We start from the raw sequence: 17,042 nt of genomic DNA, 5'->3' as shown, positions 1-17,042 counted from the left end.
CTCGGCGACCACCGCGTCGACCGCCCCTTCGGCCCCCGCGTCCTCGTCGGCGCCGTCGCCGAGGCCCTCCGCCGGGGCGGCCCCGCCGAGGCGCCCGGCCCCCTGCGCGCCGGCCGCATCGCCCTCGACCCCGGCGACCGGACCGCCGACGTCGGCGGCCGCCGCGTCGCCCTCACCGTCACCGAGTTCGACCTCCTCGAATTCCTGATGGCCAACCCCGGCCGCGTCTTCACCCGCGAGCAGCTCCTCGACGCCGCCTGGGGCCCGGGCGCCGGCGCCGGCAGCCGCACGGTCGACGTCCACGTCGCCCAGCTCCGGGCCAAACTCGGCGAAGGCAGCCCCATCCGGACCGTCCGCGGCGTCGGCTACGTCCTCGACACGTGACCGCCACCGGCGGCGCCTAAGGTGGACGTGTGACCCGCGTATCCGTCCACGCACACGAGCAAGCGCCCGCGAGGCCGAACCTGGCCCGGGCCCTGCTGCCGCAGGCGGCGGTGCTCGGCGGAGTCGCCGCCGGGGCCCTCGTAGTGGCGTTCCGGGCCGACCCCAACGAGCCCGGCCACTACCCGGGCTGCCCCTTCCTGGCCCTGACCGGGTACTACTGCCCGGGCTGCGGGGGGACGAGGCTCGTGTACGCGCTCACGCACGGTGACGTGGGCACCGCGTTCGGGCTCAACCCCCTGCTGTTCGTCCTGCTGCCGGTCCTCGGCTACCTCTTCGTGCGCTGGACGGCCATGACCGCGCAAGGGCTGCCGATGCGCTCGGCGCTGTTCAGACCGGCCGTCGCGTATTCGTTCGTCGGCGTTCTCATCGTCTACGGAATCGTCCGCAACCTGCCGTTCGCCCACGCCCTGGCCCCCTGAGACGCGCCACCCGTTTCGCGCGGGCGCCGGAGCCCCCTCCCGGGTGCGGGGCGCGTCCGAGGGGGCGGCTACGATCGGTGCACGGAACGACCTGAAATAGGGGGCCTGCGACCTTGAGCGTTTTGGACGAGATCATCGAGGGCGTCCGGGCCGATCTCGCCGACAGGCAGCGCGAGGTCCCGCTCGGCGCACTCAAGGAGAAGGCGGCGAAGGCCCCGGCCCCGCGGGACGCGCTCGGCGCGCTGCGCGGGCAGGGCGTCTCCGTCATCGCCGAGGTCAAGCGCAGCAGCCCGTCCAAGGGCGCGCTCGCCGCGATCGCCGACCCGGCCGCGCTCGCCCGCGACTACGCGGCCGGCGGCGCCAAGGTGATCAGCGTGCTGACCGAGCGGCGCCGGTTCGGCGGCAGCCTCGACGACCTCGCCGACGTCCGCGCCAACGTCGACGTCGCCGTCCTGCGCAAGGACTTCATCGTCACCTCCTACCAGCTGTGGGAGGCGCGGGCCGCGGGCGCCGACATGGCGCTGCTGATCGTCGCCGCGCTCCCGCAGGACGCCCTGGTCTCGCTGGTGGAGCGGGCCGAGTCGATCGGGCTGGTCCCGCTCGTCGAGGTGCACACCGAGGAGGAGGCGGCCCGCGCCGTCGACGCGGGCGCCAAGGTCATCGGCGTGAACGCGCGCGACCTGCGCACCCTGCAGGTCGACCGCGGCGTGTTCGCGAGCGTCGCGCCCACCCTGCCGAAGGACGTCGTGAAGGTCGCCGAGTCCGGGGTGCGCGGGCCGCACGACCTGCTCGCCTACGCCTCCAGCGGCGCCGACGCCGTCCTGGTGGGGGAGAGCCTCGTGATCGGGAAGGACCCGCGCGCCGCCGTCGCCGACCTCGTGGCCGCGGGCGCGCATCCCGCGCTGCGGCAGAACGGCTGAGGGACCGCCCGGCACGGGGCCGTCCTCCCACGATGACTCGATAGGCTACGAGTATGCAGGCCGAACCGCTCCGGGAGCGATGGCGGGGCTAGTCCAGTACTTCACCGACCGGATTGGCCGCTTCTCCCACGACAGGACGCGTTTTCTCATGACCATGGACACCGCCGCGCGCGGTGCGGCACCCGTGCCCGACGGCACGGGCCACTTCGGCCGCTTCGGCGGCCGGTTCGCCCCCGAGGCGCTGATGGCGGCGCTGGACGAGCTCACCCGCGAGTTCGACACCGCCAAGCACGACCCGGCCTTCACCGCCGAGCTGGACGACCTGCTCGCGAACTACGCGGGCCGCCCGAGCCTGCTGACCGAGGCCAAGCGCTTCTCCGAGCACGCGGGCGCCCGCGTGCTGCTCAAGCGCGAGGACCTCAACCACACCGGCTCCCACAAGATCAACAATGTGCTGGGCCAGGCGCTGCTCACCAGGCGGATGGGCAAGTCCCGGGTGATCGCCGAGACCGGCGCCGGCCAGCACGGCGTCGCCACCGCCACCGCCGCCGCGCTGCTCGGCCTGACCTGCACCGTCTACATGGGCGAGGTCGACACCGAGCGGCAGGCCCTGAACGTCGCCCGGATGCGCATGCTCGGCGCCGAGGTGATCCCGGTGAAGACCGGCAGCCGCACCCTCAAGGACGCCTGCAACGAGGCGTTCCGCGACTGGGTCGCCACGGTCGACGACACCCACTACTGCATCGGCTCGGTCATGGGCCCGCACCCGTTCCCGATGATGGTCCGCGACTTCCAGCGCATCATCGGCGTCGAGGCCCGGCGGCAGTGCGTCGACATGACCGGGGGCCTGCCGGACGCCGTCGTCGCGTGCGTCGGCGGCGGCTCCAACGCGATCGGCACCTTCCACGCCTTCGTCCCGGACGAGTCCGTCCGGCTGTACGGGTTCGAGGCGGGCGGCGACGGCGTCACCACCGGCAGGCACGCCGCGACGCTCGTCGGCGGCTCCCTCGGCGTCATCCACGGCATGCGGACCTACCTGCTGCAGGACGACGACGGCCAGACCCTCGAAACCCACTCGATCTCCGCCGGGCTCGACTACCCCGGCGTCGGCCCCGAGCACTCGTGGCTGCACGACACCGGCCGCGCCGAGTACCGCGAGATCACCGACGCGGAGGCCATGGACGCGTTCTCGCTGCTGTGCCGCACCGAGGGCATCATCCCGGCGATCGAGTCCGCGCACGCGCTCGCCGGCGCGCTCAAGGTCGGCAGGGAGCTCGGCCCGGACGCCACGATCGTCGTGTGCCTGTCCGGACGTGGCGACAAGGACATGCACACGGCCGCCACCTTCTTCGGCCTGATGCCGGAAGGAGAGGGCGAGTGAGCGTCCAGACCGCTTTCGACAAGGCCAAGGCCGACGGGCGGGCCGCGCTCGTCGGCTACCTGCCCGCCGGGTTCCCGAGCCGCGACGGCGCCATCGAGGCCGCGAAGACCATGGTGGCCGCGGGCTGCGACGCCATCGAGATCGGCCTGCCCTACACCGACCCGATGATGGACGGCCCCACCATCCAGGACGCCGTCCACCAGGCGCTCGTGGGCGGCGTCCGCGTCGCCGACGTGTTCCGGACGGTCGAGGCCGTCGCCGCCACCGGCGTCCCGACCCTCGTCATGACGTACTGGAACCCCGTCGACCACTACGGCGCCGGCGCGTTCGCCCGCGACCTCGCCTCCGCCGGCGGGTCCGGCCTGATCACGCCCGACCTGACGCCCGAGGAGGGCGGCGCCTGGCTGGAGGCGTCCGACGCGCACGGCCTCGACCGGGTGTTCCTCGTCGCGCTCAGCTCCACCGACGAGCGCATCGAGACGATCACCGGGGTGTCGCGCGGGTTCGTCTACGCGGCGTCGCTGATGGGCGTCACCGGCGCCCGCTCCGCCGTCGACACCGGCGCCCCGCGGCTGGTCGAGCGGACCCGGGCGATCATCGACAAGGGCCGGGCGCCGCTGCCGGTCGGCCTCGGCCTCGGCGTCGGCACCGGCGCCCAGGCCGCCGAGGTGGCCGGGTTCGCCGACGGTGTGATCGTCGGGTCGGCGTTCATCCGGCGGCTCCTGGACGCCCCCGACGCCGCGGCCGGGCTGGCCGGCGTCCGGGCGCTCACCGAGGAGCTGGCGGCCGGCGTCCGGCAGGGCCGCTGAGCACCAGGCCGCCGGCACGGGGTCGCTGATCATGTTCCGGACATTCCCGTAACGCCCGCGCGGACGGCGAAAATGCTCTTCCGCGCGGGCTTTCCGGGAGATCGGGAACTCGGGGCCGCCGCCGCCGAGTTCATGCTTGTGGTACCGCCGCTCTCCAATAGGGTGTGTCCGCCGGAGGAGGCGGTCCCGGAAGGATCACGATGACGCAAGAGATGACGGCGAAGGACCGGGCCAGGACGGCTCCGCCGGCGCTGCCCCCCGCGTGGCTCCAGGCCGCGGCCTGGCTGCTGACGCTCGCCGGGCTCGGGATCTCCGTCTACCTGACGGTCACGCACTACGACGAGGGCGCGCTGGTCTGCTCGGCGACCAAGACCGTCGACTGCCACGCGGTCACGACGAGCGAGTACTCCACCCTGCTCGGCATCCCGATGCCGCTGCTCGGGCTCGCGTTCTTCGTCGGGTTCGCCGCGCTGCTGACGCCGTGGGCGCTGCGGTCGGCGTGGCCTCCGCTGCGCTGGGCGCGGGTGGCGGGCGTCGCGGTGGGCGTCCTCATGGTCGTCTACCTCGTCACCGTCGAGCTGGCGATCCTGCACAAGATCTGCCTGTGGTGCACCGGCGTCCACGTGATCACCGTCCTGCTGTTCATCCTCGTTCTGATCGACGAATTCCGGCGGATCGGTCAGGTCGACTAGTCTCGCCGATACCGCGCCGCACCCGTGCCGGCGCGGGTCCGCACGCATAGGAGAACCAATGAGCAAGGCCGCACGAGAGCGGTCCGCGAGGGACCGCCTGGCCGCCGAGCGCAAGCGGCAGGCGGCGCGGGAGAAGCAGCGGCGGCTGCTCGCCATCGTCCTCGGATCGGTGGTGGCGGTGGCGGTGATCGTGGTCGCGACCGTCCTCGTCCTCGACCAGAAGAGCAAGAACGGCCGCGCCGAGCCGCACAAGGGCGCGCTCGCCCCGCTCAGCCGGCAGCAGGACGGCTCCATCCTCATGGCCAAGTCCGGGGTGGCCAAGCCGGAGCTGGAGATCTTCGAGGACTTCCAGTGCCCGATCTGCAAGCAGTTCGAGGAGGCCACCGGCAAGACCGTGCAGGACCTCGCGGCGCAGGGCAAGATCAAGGTCGTCTACCGGCCGTTCCACCTGTTCGGCCAGCAGAAGGACCCCGTCAAGATCAACTCGCTGCGCTCGGCCGAGGCGGCGCTGTGCGTCCCCGCCGACAAGTGGATCTCCTACCACGACGCGCTCTTCAAGTTCCAGCCCACCGAGGGCGAGAAGGGCTTCGCCCCGGACGACCTCGTGAAGTGGGGCAAGGACGTCGGCGTCACCGACCCGAACTTCGAGAAGTGCGTGCGCGACGAGCAGAAGAAGACCACGGTCGACTCCATGACCTCGTACGCACTGCAGCAGCGCGGCGTCGACGGCACGCCGTCGGTGTTCCTGGACGGCAAGAAGCTCGACCAGACGCAGTTCATGAACCCGGCCGCCCTGCGCGCCACGATCGACGCGGCGGCCGCCGCCGGGAAGTGACCCCCCGCTCCTGAGCGCAGCCGCCGCGCCGCGCCGTCCCGCCGTGGACGGCGCGGCGCGGCGCTTCTCACCTCCCGGCACCCCGTTCGCCGCTACGCTCGTGAACGCGCACCAGCACGCACAGTGGCCGATCGGGGGATCGATGAGCGAGCAGGGCAGGGAGCCGTCCGCGCGGAACCGGCTTGCGATGGAACGGGCACGGGCCGCGGCCCGGCAGCGGCGGCAGCGGGCGCTGCTGGTCGTCCTGGGGACCGTCGCCGTCGCGGCGGTCGCGGTCGTGGTGGCCGTCGTCGTGGTCTCCCGGAACGGGGACGAGCCCATCGACGACACCTACAAGGGCGCGCTCGCGCCCGCGGCACGGCAGCAGGACGGGTCGGTCGCGATGGCGCAGCAGGGCGTCACCGCCCCCGTCCTCGACGTCTGGGAAGACTTCCAGTGCCCGGCGTGCAAGGCGATGGAGAAGCGCCTCGGCGGGGCGATGAAGCAGCTCGCGGCGCAGGGCAAGCTCAAGGTCGTCTACCGGCCGTTCCAGCTGTTCCAGCAGGACCCGCTGATGTCCAACTCGCGGCGGGCCGCGAACGCCGCCGCCTGCATGCCCGCGGGCCAGTGGGTCAAGTACCACGACAAGCTCTACGCGGAGCAGCCCTCCGAGGGCGACAAGGGGTTCGCCAACGAGGACCTCGTGAAGTGGGCGGCCGACCTGGGCGTCACCGACCCGTCGTTCGCCGCGTGCGTCGACGGCGGCCAGAAGATGAAGGCGGTCGGCCAGGCGAGCGCCCAGGCGGGCAAGGCCGGCGTCGACTCGACCCCGTATCTGGCGCTGGACGGCAAGAAGGTCGACGACGCGGTACTCGGCTCGCCCGACGACCTGAAGAAGGCCGTCGCGGGGGCCGGCGGCACCCCCGCACCGGGGAGCACGCGCTCCGGCGGCACCGCGAACGGCACCGCCGGGGGAGCGGACGGCGTGACGGCCGCGGCGCGGTGGTAGAGAAGGCGCACGCGGTGCCCCAGAGGCGGTAACGTCAACGCCCATGCACCCGGTCGCCTACATACCGAGCCCCTCGCAGGGCGTCTGGCACCTCGGCCCCGTCCCGCTGCGCGCCTACGCCATCATGATCATCCTCGGCATCGTCGCCGCGGTCTGGCTGGGCGAACGCCGCTGGGCCGCCAAGGGCGGCACGCCAGGCGTGATCATCGACGTGGCCGTGTGGGCGGTGCCGTTCGGCCTCGTCGGCGGGCGGCTCTACCACGTGATCACCGACTACCAGCGCTACTTCGGCTCGGACGGCGACCCGGTCCGGGCGCTGGAGATCTGGAAGGGCGGGCTCGGCATCTGGGGCGCCGTCGCGCTCGGCGCGGTCGGCGCGGTCATCGGCTGCCGGCGGCGCGGGATCTCCGTCCTGGCGCTCGGCGACGCGGTCGCGCCGGGCATCGCGCTCGCCCAGGGGATCGGCCGCTGGGGCAACTACTGGAACCAGGAGCTGTACGGCCGCCCGCTGGACACCTTCTGGGCCCTGAAGATCGACGAGAACCACCGGCCGATGCTGGACGGCGGCCCCGCCCTCGACCCGAAGTACGCCGACGTCGCCACCTACCATCCGACGTTCCTGTACGAGTCGCTGTGGTGCGTCGGCGTCGCGGCCCTCGTGATCTGGGCCGACCGCCGCTACAAGCTCACCCACGGCCGCGCGTTCGCCCTCTACATCGCCGCCTACACGGTCGGCCGCGGCTGGATCGAGGCGCTGCGCATCGACGACGCCCACCACATCCTCGGGCTGCGGCTGAACGACTGGACGTCGATCGCCGTCTTCGCCTGCGCCGTCGCCTACCTGTACCTGGCCCGCGGCCGCACCGGCCCCGAGAGCGTCGGCGTGCCCGCCGCCGGGACCGCGTCCGCCGGGTCGTCCGCCGCCGTGTCCATGACGAAGGCCGACACGCCCGCGGACGACACCGAGGCCGACGAGGCCGACACGGTCACCTCCGACGAGGCCGCCGACGAGCGCCCGGACGAGCGCCCGGACGAGCGCCCGGACGAGCGCACGGACGAGCGCACGGACGAGGAACCGGCGGACGCCGAGCCGGAGGCCGGCGAGCCGGCGGACGCCGAGCTGGAGGACGCCGAGCCGGAGGCCGAGGAGCCGGAGGACGCGCCGAAGGCCGAGGACGAGGAGCAGACCCCCGCCGCCGAGACAGAGGCGGAAGAGCCCGAGCCCGAGGCCGTGGCTGAGCCCGAGGCCGTGGCCGAGGAGGAGGCCCCCGGGGCCGCCGAGCCGTCCGCGACCGGGGACAATGACGAGGACGACGGTGCCGCCGACCCCGAGCGGGCGGAGAAGGGGGAGCCCGTCAAGGACGGGAAGTAGGCGACGGCGACGGTGTCCGGGACAGGCGGGATGACCGGCGGGCGGCCCGGCGTGCGGCCGGAGCACCACCACCAGCACCGGGACGTCACCGGCGGGTGGCTGCGGCCCGCGGTGTTCGGCGCGATGGACGGGCTGGTCTCCAACTTCGCGCTGATCGCGGGCGTGGCGGGCGGCCAGGCGAGCCAGAAGGTCGTGCTGCTGGCGGGCCTCGCGGGCCTTGCCGCAGGCGCGTTCTCCATGGCGGCGGGGGAGTACATCTCGGTCGCCTCCCAGGCGGAGCTGGCGGAGGCGGAGATCGAGGTGGAGCGGCTGGAGCTCGCCCGCCACCCGGTCGCCGAGGAGCAGGAGCTCGCCGAGGTCTTCGAGGCGCGCGGCGTCGACCCGGAGACGGCCGCCGAGGTCGCGCGGCAGCTGTCCCGCGACCCCGACGAGGCGCTCGAAGTGCACGCCAAGGAGGAACTGGGCGTGACGCCCGGCGACCTGCCCTCGCCGCTGCTGGCGGCGGGCTCGTCGTTCCTGTCGTTCGCGGTCGGCGCGCTGCTGCCGGTGCTGCCGTACCTGCTGGGCGCGACGTCGCTGTGGCCGGCGGCGGGCATCGCGGCGCTCGGGCTGTTCTGCGCCGGGGCGCTGGTGTCGCGGATCACCGCCCGCGCCTGGTGGTTCGGCGGGTCCCGGCAGCTGCTGCTCGGCGCCGCCGCGGCGGCGACCACCTACGGCTTCGGCGCGCTGATCGGCACCAACGGCCTCTGAACCCCAAGGAATCTGGACGAATAGCCCTTTTGGGCGCGCGGGAGGCGCCCGGCCCGCTAAGCTCCGGGGCTGTGATCGAGGCTCGTGACACGGGTTCCGCCAAGGCCGGCCAGCAGGGCGGCGAGCGGGACTTCTGGCCGGAGGAGAAGTCCGGCCGCAAGCTCCCCAATCCGAAGCTGCTGTTCGGCGGCGTCGGCGCGCTGCTGGTCGCGGTGGCCGTCGCGGTCGTCGCGGTGGTCATGCTGACCGGCGGGGGCGACGAGCCCGCCAAGCGCGACGTCGCCCCGACGGCCTACGCGCCGGACTACCTCGGCGAGGGCTTCGCGAAGATCGCGAACCGGTCCGCCGACACCCGCGCGATCACCGAGGGCGAGGCGTTCTCCGCCAAGGACCTGAAGTCGGGCAAGTACGCGTTCACGCTGGCCGCGTCCAAGCTGACCACCGACTGCAAGGCCGCGACGTGGGGCGGCCGGCTGCAGGCCGACCTCGCCAAGTACCAGTGCAACCAGGTCGTCCGCTCCGCCTACGTGAGCACCGACAAGAAGCACGTCGGCCAGTTCATGGTGGTCAACCTGGCGAGCGAGGAGGGCGTCAAGCAGATCCTCCGCGACCTCGACCCGGCGGCCGGGGCCGGCTGGATCACGCCGCTGAAGGCGCCGGGCGTGCCCGCGTTCGGGCCCGGGTTCAGCGCCGCCTACTCGCGCACCTACGGCCACTACGCCGTGATCACGTGGGTGGAGCGCGCCGGCGGCGAGCAGCCCGCCTCGCTCAACGAGATGATCGACGTGAGCCTGGTCATCGAGAACGCCGCCGACTTCCTGTACGGGCGGCTCGACCTGGTCTCCGGCGGGAAGTCCGGGCAGTGAGCGGGCCGGGCGCGGCACCGGCCGGCGGGCAGTAGTCTGCGCGCTCGTGGACCCCGATGAACAGCGCCGCGGCGGCCAGGGGCGGGCCCCGGTGAGCCGCCAGGGCCGCCGGCAGCCCCCGCCGCGCAGGACGGCTCCGGCGCGCGCGGGCACGCCGCGCCGGCCGGGACCGTCCCGCAGGCCCGCGCCCCGCCGGGAACGGCCCGTCCCGCCGCCGCCCAGGCAGCCCTACGACGACCTCCCGTACGAGGACGCGATCCAGGACGGCGCGCTCCCCGCCGAGGACCCGTACGACGCCGTCCCGCCGCAGAAGCCGGTTCAGCGCGGCCAGCGAGGCAAGCGGCCGAAGAAGCCCGTCAAGGCGACGAAGGCCCCCAAGGCGAAGAAGCCCGGAAGGGCGACGAAGCTCGCCAAGGCGAAGAAGGCCACCGGGCCGGCCGCCTCGGCGGACCGGCGCGGCGCCGGCGGGCCCGGAGCGAAGCTGTACTTCGGCGCGGCGGCCGTGCTGGGCGTGCTGGTGCTCCTCGGGCTCGGCGCCGTCGTCGTCCTGCGCGGCGGAGAGGCCCCGGACGCCGGGGCCGCCGCCAACGCGAAGATCGGCAAGCCCGCCGGGACCGGTCCATCGCCGACCTCCTACTCCAGTTCGCCGTCCGACGCCGTGTACGGCGGCATCGCGTCCCGCCGCGCGGACTCCAAGCCGCTGACGGTCGGCGAGGCGTTCCCGTCGTCGGCGGCGAAGCTGTCGGTCCCGGACGGGAAGGTGACGGTGAAGCTGCGCGCCAAGCGGCTGGACGGCGACTGCGCCGCCGCCGTCTGGGGCGGGTCGGTGGCCGCCGAGCTGGGCAAGGGCGGCTGCACGCAGGCGGCGCGCGGGATCTACTCCGACACCGGGCACGGCTACGGCCTGGCCGTGGCGGTGTTCAACCTGGCCGGGTCGGCGGACGCGGACCGGTTCGTCAAGAGGCTGGAGTCGACGATCGGCGGCGGGTTCGTCCTGCCGCTGGAGGCGCCCGAGCCCCTCGACGGGTTCGGCCGCGGCTTCGGCATGGCACGGGGCCTCGCGATGGGCCATTTCGCGGTGGTGTCGTGGGTGCAGCGCCTGGACGGCAAGGGCGACGAGCGGGACGAGGCGCTGCTGTCGCTGCTGATCGAGGGCGGCAAGGCCCCGTCGGTGCTCGGCCGCGCCGCCCGTGCCCCGGCGAACTGAGCACCCCGGCGGACTGAGCGCCTCGAACTGAGCGCCTCGGACCGAGGTCCCGCATTCCGGCACGATGTGGGCATTTTCCGGTAGGTCAGCGGCATATCACCGTAAACATCCTGTCTCGGTGATGATTTTCACCGAGGTCAGCGCGTCGGCCGCCGAATCCGAGCCGGTAGCCTGGTCTAAACCACTCGGAGATGACGCGCCATCGCGACGAGGAAGTTTCGCGATCTGGTGCAGTCGGGCATGATCCCGGCAGTGATGTAATGTCATCTCACCGCAGCAGGGCCAACGCCGTCCCGTGCCTGCACTGACATCGAAGCAGTGACACGACACGACGGGAGGGTTGATGGCTGCTGCTGCCCTCACACCTGCAGGCCGGGTACCGGGCCGCCCCCAGCCGGAGGGCCTGTACGACCCGGCCAACGAGCACGACGCGTGCGGTGTCGGCATGGTCGCCGACCTGCACGGCCGCAAGAGCCACGACATCGTCCAGAACGCCCTGACCGTCCTGAAGAACCTGGACCACCGCGGCGCGGTCGGCGCGGAGCCGGACGACGGCGACGGTGTCGGCATCCTCGTCCAGATCCCGGACGCGTTCTTCCGCGAGGTCTGCGACTTCCCGCTTCCCGAGGCCGGCGGGTACGCGGCCGGCATCGCGTTCCTGCCCGCGGACGGCGACGAGCGCGCCGCCGCGGCCGCCCATGTCGAGACGCTCTGCGTCGAGGAGGGCCTGGCGGTCCTCGGCTGGCGCGAGCTGCCGCACGACCCCGCCTTCACCGGCCCGGCCGCCCGCCGGGTCATGCCGCACTTCGCGCAGATGTTCGTCGCCCCCGCCGCGGGCGGGCCGCACGCGGGCAAGACGGGCCTGGAGCTGGACCGCGCCGTGTTCTGCATGCGGGAACGCGCCGAGCAGGACGTCCAGGTCTACTTCCCGAGCCTGTCCAGCCGGACGATCGTCTACAAGGGGATGCTGACGACCCCGCAGCTGGAGCCGTTCTTCCCCGACCTGTCGGACCGCCGCTTCGCCAGCGCGATCGCGCTGGTCCACTCGCGGTTCTCGACCAACACGTTCCCCGCCTGGGAGCTGGCCCATCCGTACCGGTTCATCGCGCACAACGGCGAGATCAACACGGTGAAGGGCAACCGGAACTGGATGCGGGCCCGCGAGGCCCTGCTGCGGTCCGAGCTGCTCCCGGGCGAGCTGTCCCGGATCTACCCGGTGATCGACATCGAGGCCAGCGACACGGCCTCGTTCGACGAGTGCCTGGAGCTGCTGCACCTCGGCGGGCGGTCGCTGCCGCACGCGGTGCTGATGATGATCCCGGAGGCGTGGGAGAACCACACCGAGATGGACCCGGCCCGCCGGGCCTTCTACGAGTTCCACTCCACGCTCATGGAGGCGTGGGACGGCCCCGCCAGCGTCAGCTTCACCGACGGCACCGTGGTCGGCGCCGTCCTCGACCGCAACGGGCTGCGTCCCGGCCGGTACTGGGTGACCGACGATGGCCTGGTCGTGCTGGCCAGCGAGGCGGGTGTGCTGGACATCCCCGCCGCGAACGTCGTCCGCAAGGGGCGGCTGCAGCCCGGCAAGATCTTCCTCGTGGACACCGCCGCCGGGCGGATCGTCGAGGACGACGAGGTCAAGGCCGAACTGGCCGCCGAGCACCCCTACGGCGAGTGGCTGCACGAGGGCCTGGTCCGGTTCGAGGAGCTGCCGCAGCGCGAGCGGGAGATCCCGACGCACGAGACGCTGGTCAAGCGGCAGCAGACGTTCGGCTACACCCTCGAAGAGCAGCGGATCATCCTGACGCCGATGGCGAAGAACGGCGCCGAGCCGATCGGGTCCATGGGCACCGACACCCCGATCGCGGTGCTGTCGGAGCGCCCGCGGCTGCTGTTCGACTACTTCAAGCAGCTGTTCGCGCAGGTCACGAACCCGCCGCTGGACGCGATCCGCGAGGAGCTCGTCACCTCGCTGCAGTCCACGCTCGGCCCGGAGGGCAATCTGCTGGAGCCCGGCCCGGGCTCGTGCCGCCGGCTCGTCCTGCCGACGCCGATCCTGGACAACGACGAGCTCTCCAAGATCATCCACATTGACGACGAGGGGTCGCTGCCGCACCTGCAGGCCCACGTCGTGCAGGGCCTGTACGACGTGGCCGGCGGGGGAGAGGCCCTCGAAGCCCGGCTGGCGGAGATCGCCTCCGAGGTGAGCCGGGCGATCGAGGCCGGCGCGCGGATCATCGTGCTGTCGGACCGCGGCGCCGACTCGGCCCGCGCCGCGATCCCCGCGCTGCTGCTGACCGGCGCCGTCCACCACCACCTGATCCGGGAGAAGACCCGCACCCAGGTCGGCCTGGTGATCGAGACGGGCGAGGCCCGCGAGTGCCACCACATGGCGCTGCTCATCGGGTACGGCGCGTCCGCGATCAACCCCTACCTGGCCATCGAGACCGTCGAGGACCTCGTCCGCGGCGGCGTCATCGAGGGCCCGGCCCCGGGGGAGGCCGTCCGGAACCTGGTGAAGGCCTACGGCAAGGGCGTCCTGAAGGTCATGTCGAAGATGGGCGTGTCCACGGTCGCGTCCTACACCGGCGCGCAGATCTTCGAGGCGATCGGGCTCGGCGACGACGTCGTCGGGCGCTGCTTCACCGGCACCACGTCCCGGCTCGGCGGCGTCGGCTTCGGCGTGCTGGCCCGCGAGGTCGCGCAGCGGCACGCCACCGCCTACCCGCCGGGCGGCAACGACCTCGCGCACCGCACCCTGGAGGTCGGCGGCGAGTACCAGTGGCGCCGCGAGGGCGAGCCGCACCTGTTCAACCCGGACACGGTGTTCAAGCTGCAGCACGCCACCCGCACCCGCCGCTACGAGATCTTCAAGGACTACACCGGCAAGGTCGACTCGCAGGCCGAGAAGCTGATGACCCTGCGCGGGCTGTTCAAGCTGCGGGAGGGCGACCGGGAGCCGGTGCCGATCGACGAGGTCGAGCCGGTATCGGAGATCGTCAGGCGGTTCTCCACCGGCGCGATGTCGTACGGCTCCATCTCCGCGGAGGCGCACGAGACCCTCGCGATCGCGATGAACCGGCTCGGCGGCAAGTCCAACACCGGCGAGGGCGGCGAGGACCCGGGGCGCTTCACCCCCGACGAGAACGGCGACCTGCGGCGCAGCGCCATCAAGCAGGTCGCGTCCGGCCGGTTCGGCGTCACCTCGGAGTACCTCACCAACGCCGACGACATCCAGATCAAGATGGCGCAGGGCGCCAAGCCCGGCGAGGGCGGCCAGCTGCCCGGCCACAAGGTGTACCCGTGGATCGCCAAGACCCGGCACTCCACGCCCGGCGTCGGCCTCATCTCGCCGCCGCCGCACCACGACATCTACTCGATCGAGGACCTGGCGCAGCTCATCCACGACCTGAAGAACGCCAACCCGGCGGCGCGCGTGCACGTCAAGCTCGTCGCCGAGGTCGGGGTCGGCACGGTCGCGGCCGGGGTGTCCAAGGCGCACGCCGACGTGGTGCTGATCTCCGGGCACGACGGCGGCACCGGCGCGTCCCCGCTGACGTCGCTGAAGCACGCCGGCGCGCCGTGGGAGCTGGGCCTCGCCGAGACGCAGCAGACGCTGCTGCTGAACGGGCTGCGCGACCGCATCGTCGTGCAGGCCGACGGGCAGATGAAGACCGGCCGCGACGTCGTCGTCGCCGCCCTCCTCGGCGCCGAGGAGTTCGGCTTCGCGACCGCGCCGCTGGTGGTGTCGGGCTGCATCATGATGCGGGTCTGCCACCTGGACACCTGCCCGGTCGGCGTCGCCACCCAGAACCCGGTGCTGCGGCAGCGGTTCGCCGGCAAGCCGGAGTTCGTGGTGAACTTCTTCGAGTTCATCGCCGAGGAGGTCCGCGAGTACCTGGCGGCCCTCGGGTTCCGGTCGCTGGACGAGGCCATCGGCCACGTCGAGATGATCGACACGCGCGAGGCCGTCGAGCACTGGAAGGCGTCCGGGCTCGACCTGGCCCCGATCCTGCACGTCCCGGACCGGGCCGCGGGCGCGGCCCTGCACCGGGTCACCGAGCAGGACCACGGGCTGGAGAAGGCCCTCGACAACACGCTCGTCCAGCTCACCGAGGGCGCGATCGCGTTCGGCGACAAGGTCACGCTCGACGTGCCGATCCGCAACGTCAACCGGACCGTCGGCACCATGCTCGGCCACGAGGTGACCAAGAAGTGGGGCGGCGGCGGCCTGCCCGACGACACGATCGACGTCACCTTCACCGGGTCGGCGGGCAACTCGTTCGGCGCGTTCGTGCCGCACGGCGTCACGCTGCGGCTCGTCGGCGACGCCAACGACTACGTCGGCAAGGGCCTGTCCGGCGGGCGGCTGACGCTGCGTCCCGCGGCGGACGCCGGGTTCGCGGCCGAGGAGCAGATCATCGGCGGCAACGTGATCCTCTACGGCGCCACGTCCGGCGAGCTGTTCGCCCGCGGGATCGTCGGCGAGCGGTTCTGCGTCCGCAACTCCGGCGCCACCGCCGTCGTCGAGGGCGCCGGCGACCACGCCTGCGAGTACATGACCGGCGGCCGCGCGCTCATCCTCGGCCGGACCGGACGCAACCTCGCGGCCGGCATGTCCGGCGGCATCGCCTACGTCCTGGACCTGGCGCCCGAGCGCGTCAACGGCGAGATGGTCGACCTGGAACCGCTCGACGCCGCGGACGCGGACTTCGTCCGGTCGCTGACCGAGCGGCACCTGGCCGAGACCGGCTCGCCGGTCGCCCGCCGGCTGCTGGACGGCTGGGACACCGCGGCCGCCCGCTTCACCAAGATCATGCCGCGTGACTACCGGCGCGTCCTGGACGCCATGGCCAAGGCCGAGGCCGAGGGGCGCGACGTCGACGAGGCCGTCATGGCCGCGGCGCAGAGCTGAGAGGGGGACGTCCTTCATGGCTGACCCGAAGGGATTCATGACCGTCGAGCGGGAGCTGCCGAAGCGCCGCCCGGTCGACGTGCGGATCAAGAGCTGGTCCGAGGTCTACGAGGACTTCGGCAAGGACCGGCTGGAGAAGCAGGCGAGCCGCTGCATGGACTGCGGCATCCCGTTCTGCCACCAGGGCTGCCCGCTCGGCAACCTCATCCCCGAGTGGAACGACCTCGTGTACCGGCAGGACTGGCACGAGGCCGTCGAGCGGCTGCACGCCACCAACAACTTCCCGGAGTTCACCGGGAGGCTGTGCCCCGCCCCGTGCGAGAGCGCCTGCGTCCTCGGCATCAACCAGGACCCGGTGACGATCAAGCGGGTCGAGGTCGAGATCATCGACCGGGCGTTCGCGGAGGGCTGGGTGCGCCCGCAGCCGCCCGCCGTGCAGACCGGCAGGACGGTCGCGGTCGTCGGCTCCGGGCCCGCGGGCCTCGCCGCCGCGCAGCAGCTCACCCGCGCCGGGCACGACGTCACGGTGTACGAGCGCGCCGACCGGATCGGCGGCCTGCTGCGCTACGGCATCCCCGAGTTCAAGATGGAGAAGCGGCACCTCGACAGGCGGCTCGCCCAGATGCGCGCCGAGGGCACCACCTTCCGGACCTCGGTGAACATCGGCGTCGACATCACCGCCGCGGACCTGCGCGCGTCCCACGACGCCGTGGTCCTCGCGGGCGGCGCCACCGCCTGGCGCGACCTGCCCGTCCCCGGGCGCGAGCTCAAGGGCGTCTACCAGGCGATGGAGTACCTGCCGCCGTCCAACAAGGCGCAGGAGGGCGACTACGAGGAGTCGCCGATCTCCGCGAAGGGCAGGCACGTCGTCGTCATCGGCGGCGGCGACACCGGTGCCGACTGCATCGGCACCGCGATCCGGCAGGGCGCCGCGTCCGTCACCCAGCTGGAGATCATGCCGCGGCCGCCGGAGTCCCGCCCGGACGCGCAGCCGTGGCCGACCTATCCGATGCTGTTCAAGATGGAGAGCGCCCACGAGGAGCTCGCCGGAACGGGCGGCGACCGCGTGTACGCGGTGTCCACCACCGAGTTCGCCGGCGACGAGGACGGCAACGTCCGCGCGCTGAGGCTGGTGGAGGTCGGCGGGCCGGACACCCGGTTCGCACCGATCGAGGGCACCGAGCGGGAGATCCCCGCCGAGCTGGTCGCCCTCGCCATGGGCTTCCTCGGCCCGCAGCGCGAGGGCATGCTCGAAGAGCTCGGCGTCGACCTCGACCAGCGCGGCAACGTCGTCCGCGACGGCGACTACACGACGTCGGTGGACGGCGTGTTCGCCGCGGGCGACATGGGCCGCGGCCAGTCCCTGATCGTCTGGGCCATCGCCGAGGGCCGCGCCGCCGCGTCCGGCGTCGACGCCTACCTCAGCGGCCGGACGGGCCTGCCC

At 72.9% G+C, this 17,042-nt stretch carries 14 protein-coding genes; all 14 read left to right on the top strand.

Annotated features, from left to right (window positions below; all coding sequences use genetic code 11):
* Positions 1-384: winged helix-turn-helix domain-containing protein (locus tag E1293_RS32235; RefSeq protein ID WP_132201323.1), on the top strand; the 384-nt coding region annotated here is incomplete at its 5' end.
* 29 nt (positions 385-413) lie between these two features.
* Complete coding sequence (locus tag E1293_RS32230) at positions 414-863, top strand: DUF2752 domain-containing protein (RefSeq protein WP_243716859.1); 450 nt, start codon at positions 414-416, stop codon at positions 861-863.
* 113 nt (positions 864-976) lie between these two features.
* On the top strand, positions 977-1,783 hold the full coding sequence (gene trpC, locus E1293_RS32225; protein ID WP_132201321.1) for an indole-3-glycerol phosphate synthase TrpC: 807 nt from the start codon (positions 977-979) through the stop codon (positions 1,781-1,783).
* A 148-nt stretch (positions 1,784-1,931) separates the two neighbouring features.
* Positions 1,932-3,164 (top strand): tryptophan synthase subunit beta, encoded by a 1,233-nt coding sequence (gene trpB / locus E1293_RS32220; RefSeq protein ID WP_132201319.1) that lies wholly within the window; start codon positions 1,932-1,934, stop codon positions 3,162-3,164.
* Entirely contained in the window at positions 3,161-3,973 is an 813-nt protein-coding gene (trpA, locus tag E1293_RS32215) for a tryptophan synthase subunit alpha (protein WP_132201317.1), read from the top strand. The genes trpB and trpA overlap by 4 nt, the downstream gene beginning before the upstream one ends.
* A gap of 200 nt (positions 3,974-4,173) precedes the next feature.
* Positions 4,174-4,665 carry a vitamin K epoxide reductase family protein gene (locus E1293_RS32210; RefSeq protein ID WP_132201315.1) on the top strand — a complete coding sequence of 164 codons (492 nt, stop codon included), beginning with the start codon at positions 4,174-4,176 and terminating at the stop codon, positions 4,663-4,665.
* A gap of 58 nt (positions 4,666-4,723) precedes the next feature.
* Positions 4,724-5,500 (top strand): DsbA family protein, encoded by a 777-nt coding sequence (locus E1293_RS32205; RefSeq protein ID WP_132201313.1) that lies wholly within the window; start codon positions 4,724-4,726, stop codon positions 5,498-5,500.
* A 142-nt stretch (positions 5,501-5,642) separates the two neighbouring features.
* Positions 5,643-6,488 carry a DsbA family protein gene (locus E1293_RS32200; protein ID WP_132201311.1) on the top strand — a complete coding sequence of 282 codons (846 nt, stop codon included), beginning with the start codon at positions 5,643-5,645 and terminating at the stop codon, positions 6,486-6,488.
* Positions 6,489-6,531: 43 nt separating this feature from the next.
* Entirely contained in the window at positions 6,532-7,860 is a 1,329-nt protein-coding gene (gene lgt, locus E1293_RS32195) for a prolipoprotein diacylglyceryl transferase (RefSeq protein WP_132201309.1), read from the top strand.
* A 30-nt stretch (positions 7,861-7,890) separates the two neighbouring features.
* Entirely contained in the window at positions 7,891-8,610 is a 720-nt protein-coding gene (locus E1293_RS32190) for a VIT1/CCC1 transporter family protein (protein WP_132201307.1), read from the top strand.
* A 71-nt stretch (positions 8,611-8,681) separates the two neighbouring features.
* Positions 8,682-9,476, top strand: a complete 795-nt coding sequence (locus tag E1293_RS32185; RefSeq protein WP_132201305.1) for a hypothetical protein — start codon at positions 8,682-8,684, stop codon at positions 9,474-9,476.
* Between the two features lie 46 nt (positions 9,477-9,522).
* Positions 9,523-10,683, top strand: a complete 1,161-nt coding sequence (locus E1293_RS32180) for a hypothetical protein (protein WP_132201303.1) — start codon at positions 9,523-9,525, stop codon at positions 10,681-10,683.
* A 343-nt stretch (positions 10,684-11,026) separates the two neighbouring features.
* Positions 11,027-15,598: a glutamate synthase large subunit gene (gltB, locus tag E1293_RS32175; protein ID WP_132201301.1), complete on the top strand. Its 4,572-nt coding sequence runs from the start codon at positions 11,027-11,029 to the stop codon at positions 15,596-15,598.
* A 16-nt stretch (positions 15,599-15,614) separates the two neighbouring features.
* The coding region (locus tag E1293_RS32170; protein ID WP_132201299.1) for a glutamate synthase subunit beta at positions 15,615-17,042 on the top strand (1,428 nt) is incomplete at its 3' end.

It is taken from the genome of Actinomadura darangshiensis, from assembly GCF_004349235.1.
Taxonomy (GTDB): Bacteria; Actinomycetota; Actinomycetes; order Streptosporangiales; family Streptosporangiaceae; genus Spirillospora; species Spirillospora darangshiensis.
The sequence above is the reverse complement of the archived record's forward strand: the minus strand, read 5'-3'. Positions and strand labels throughout refer to the sequence as shown.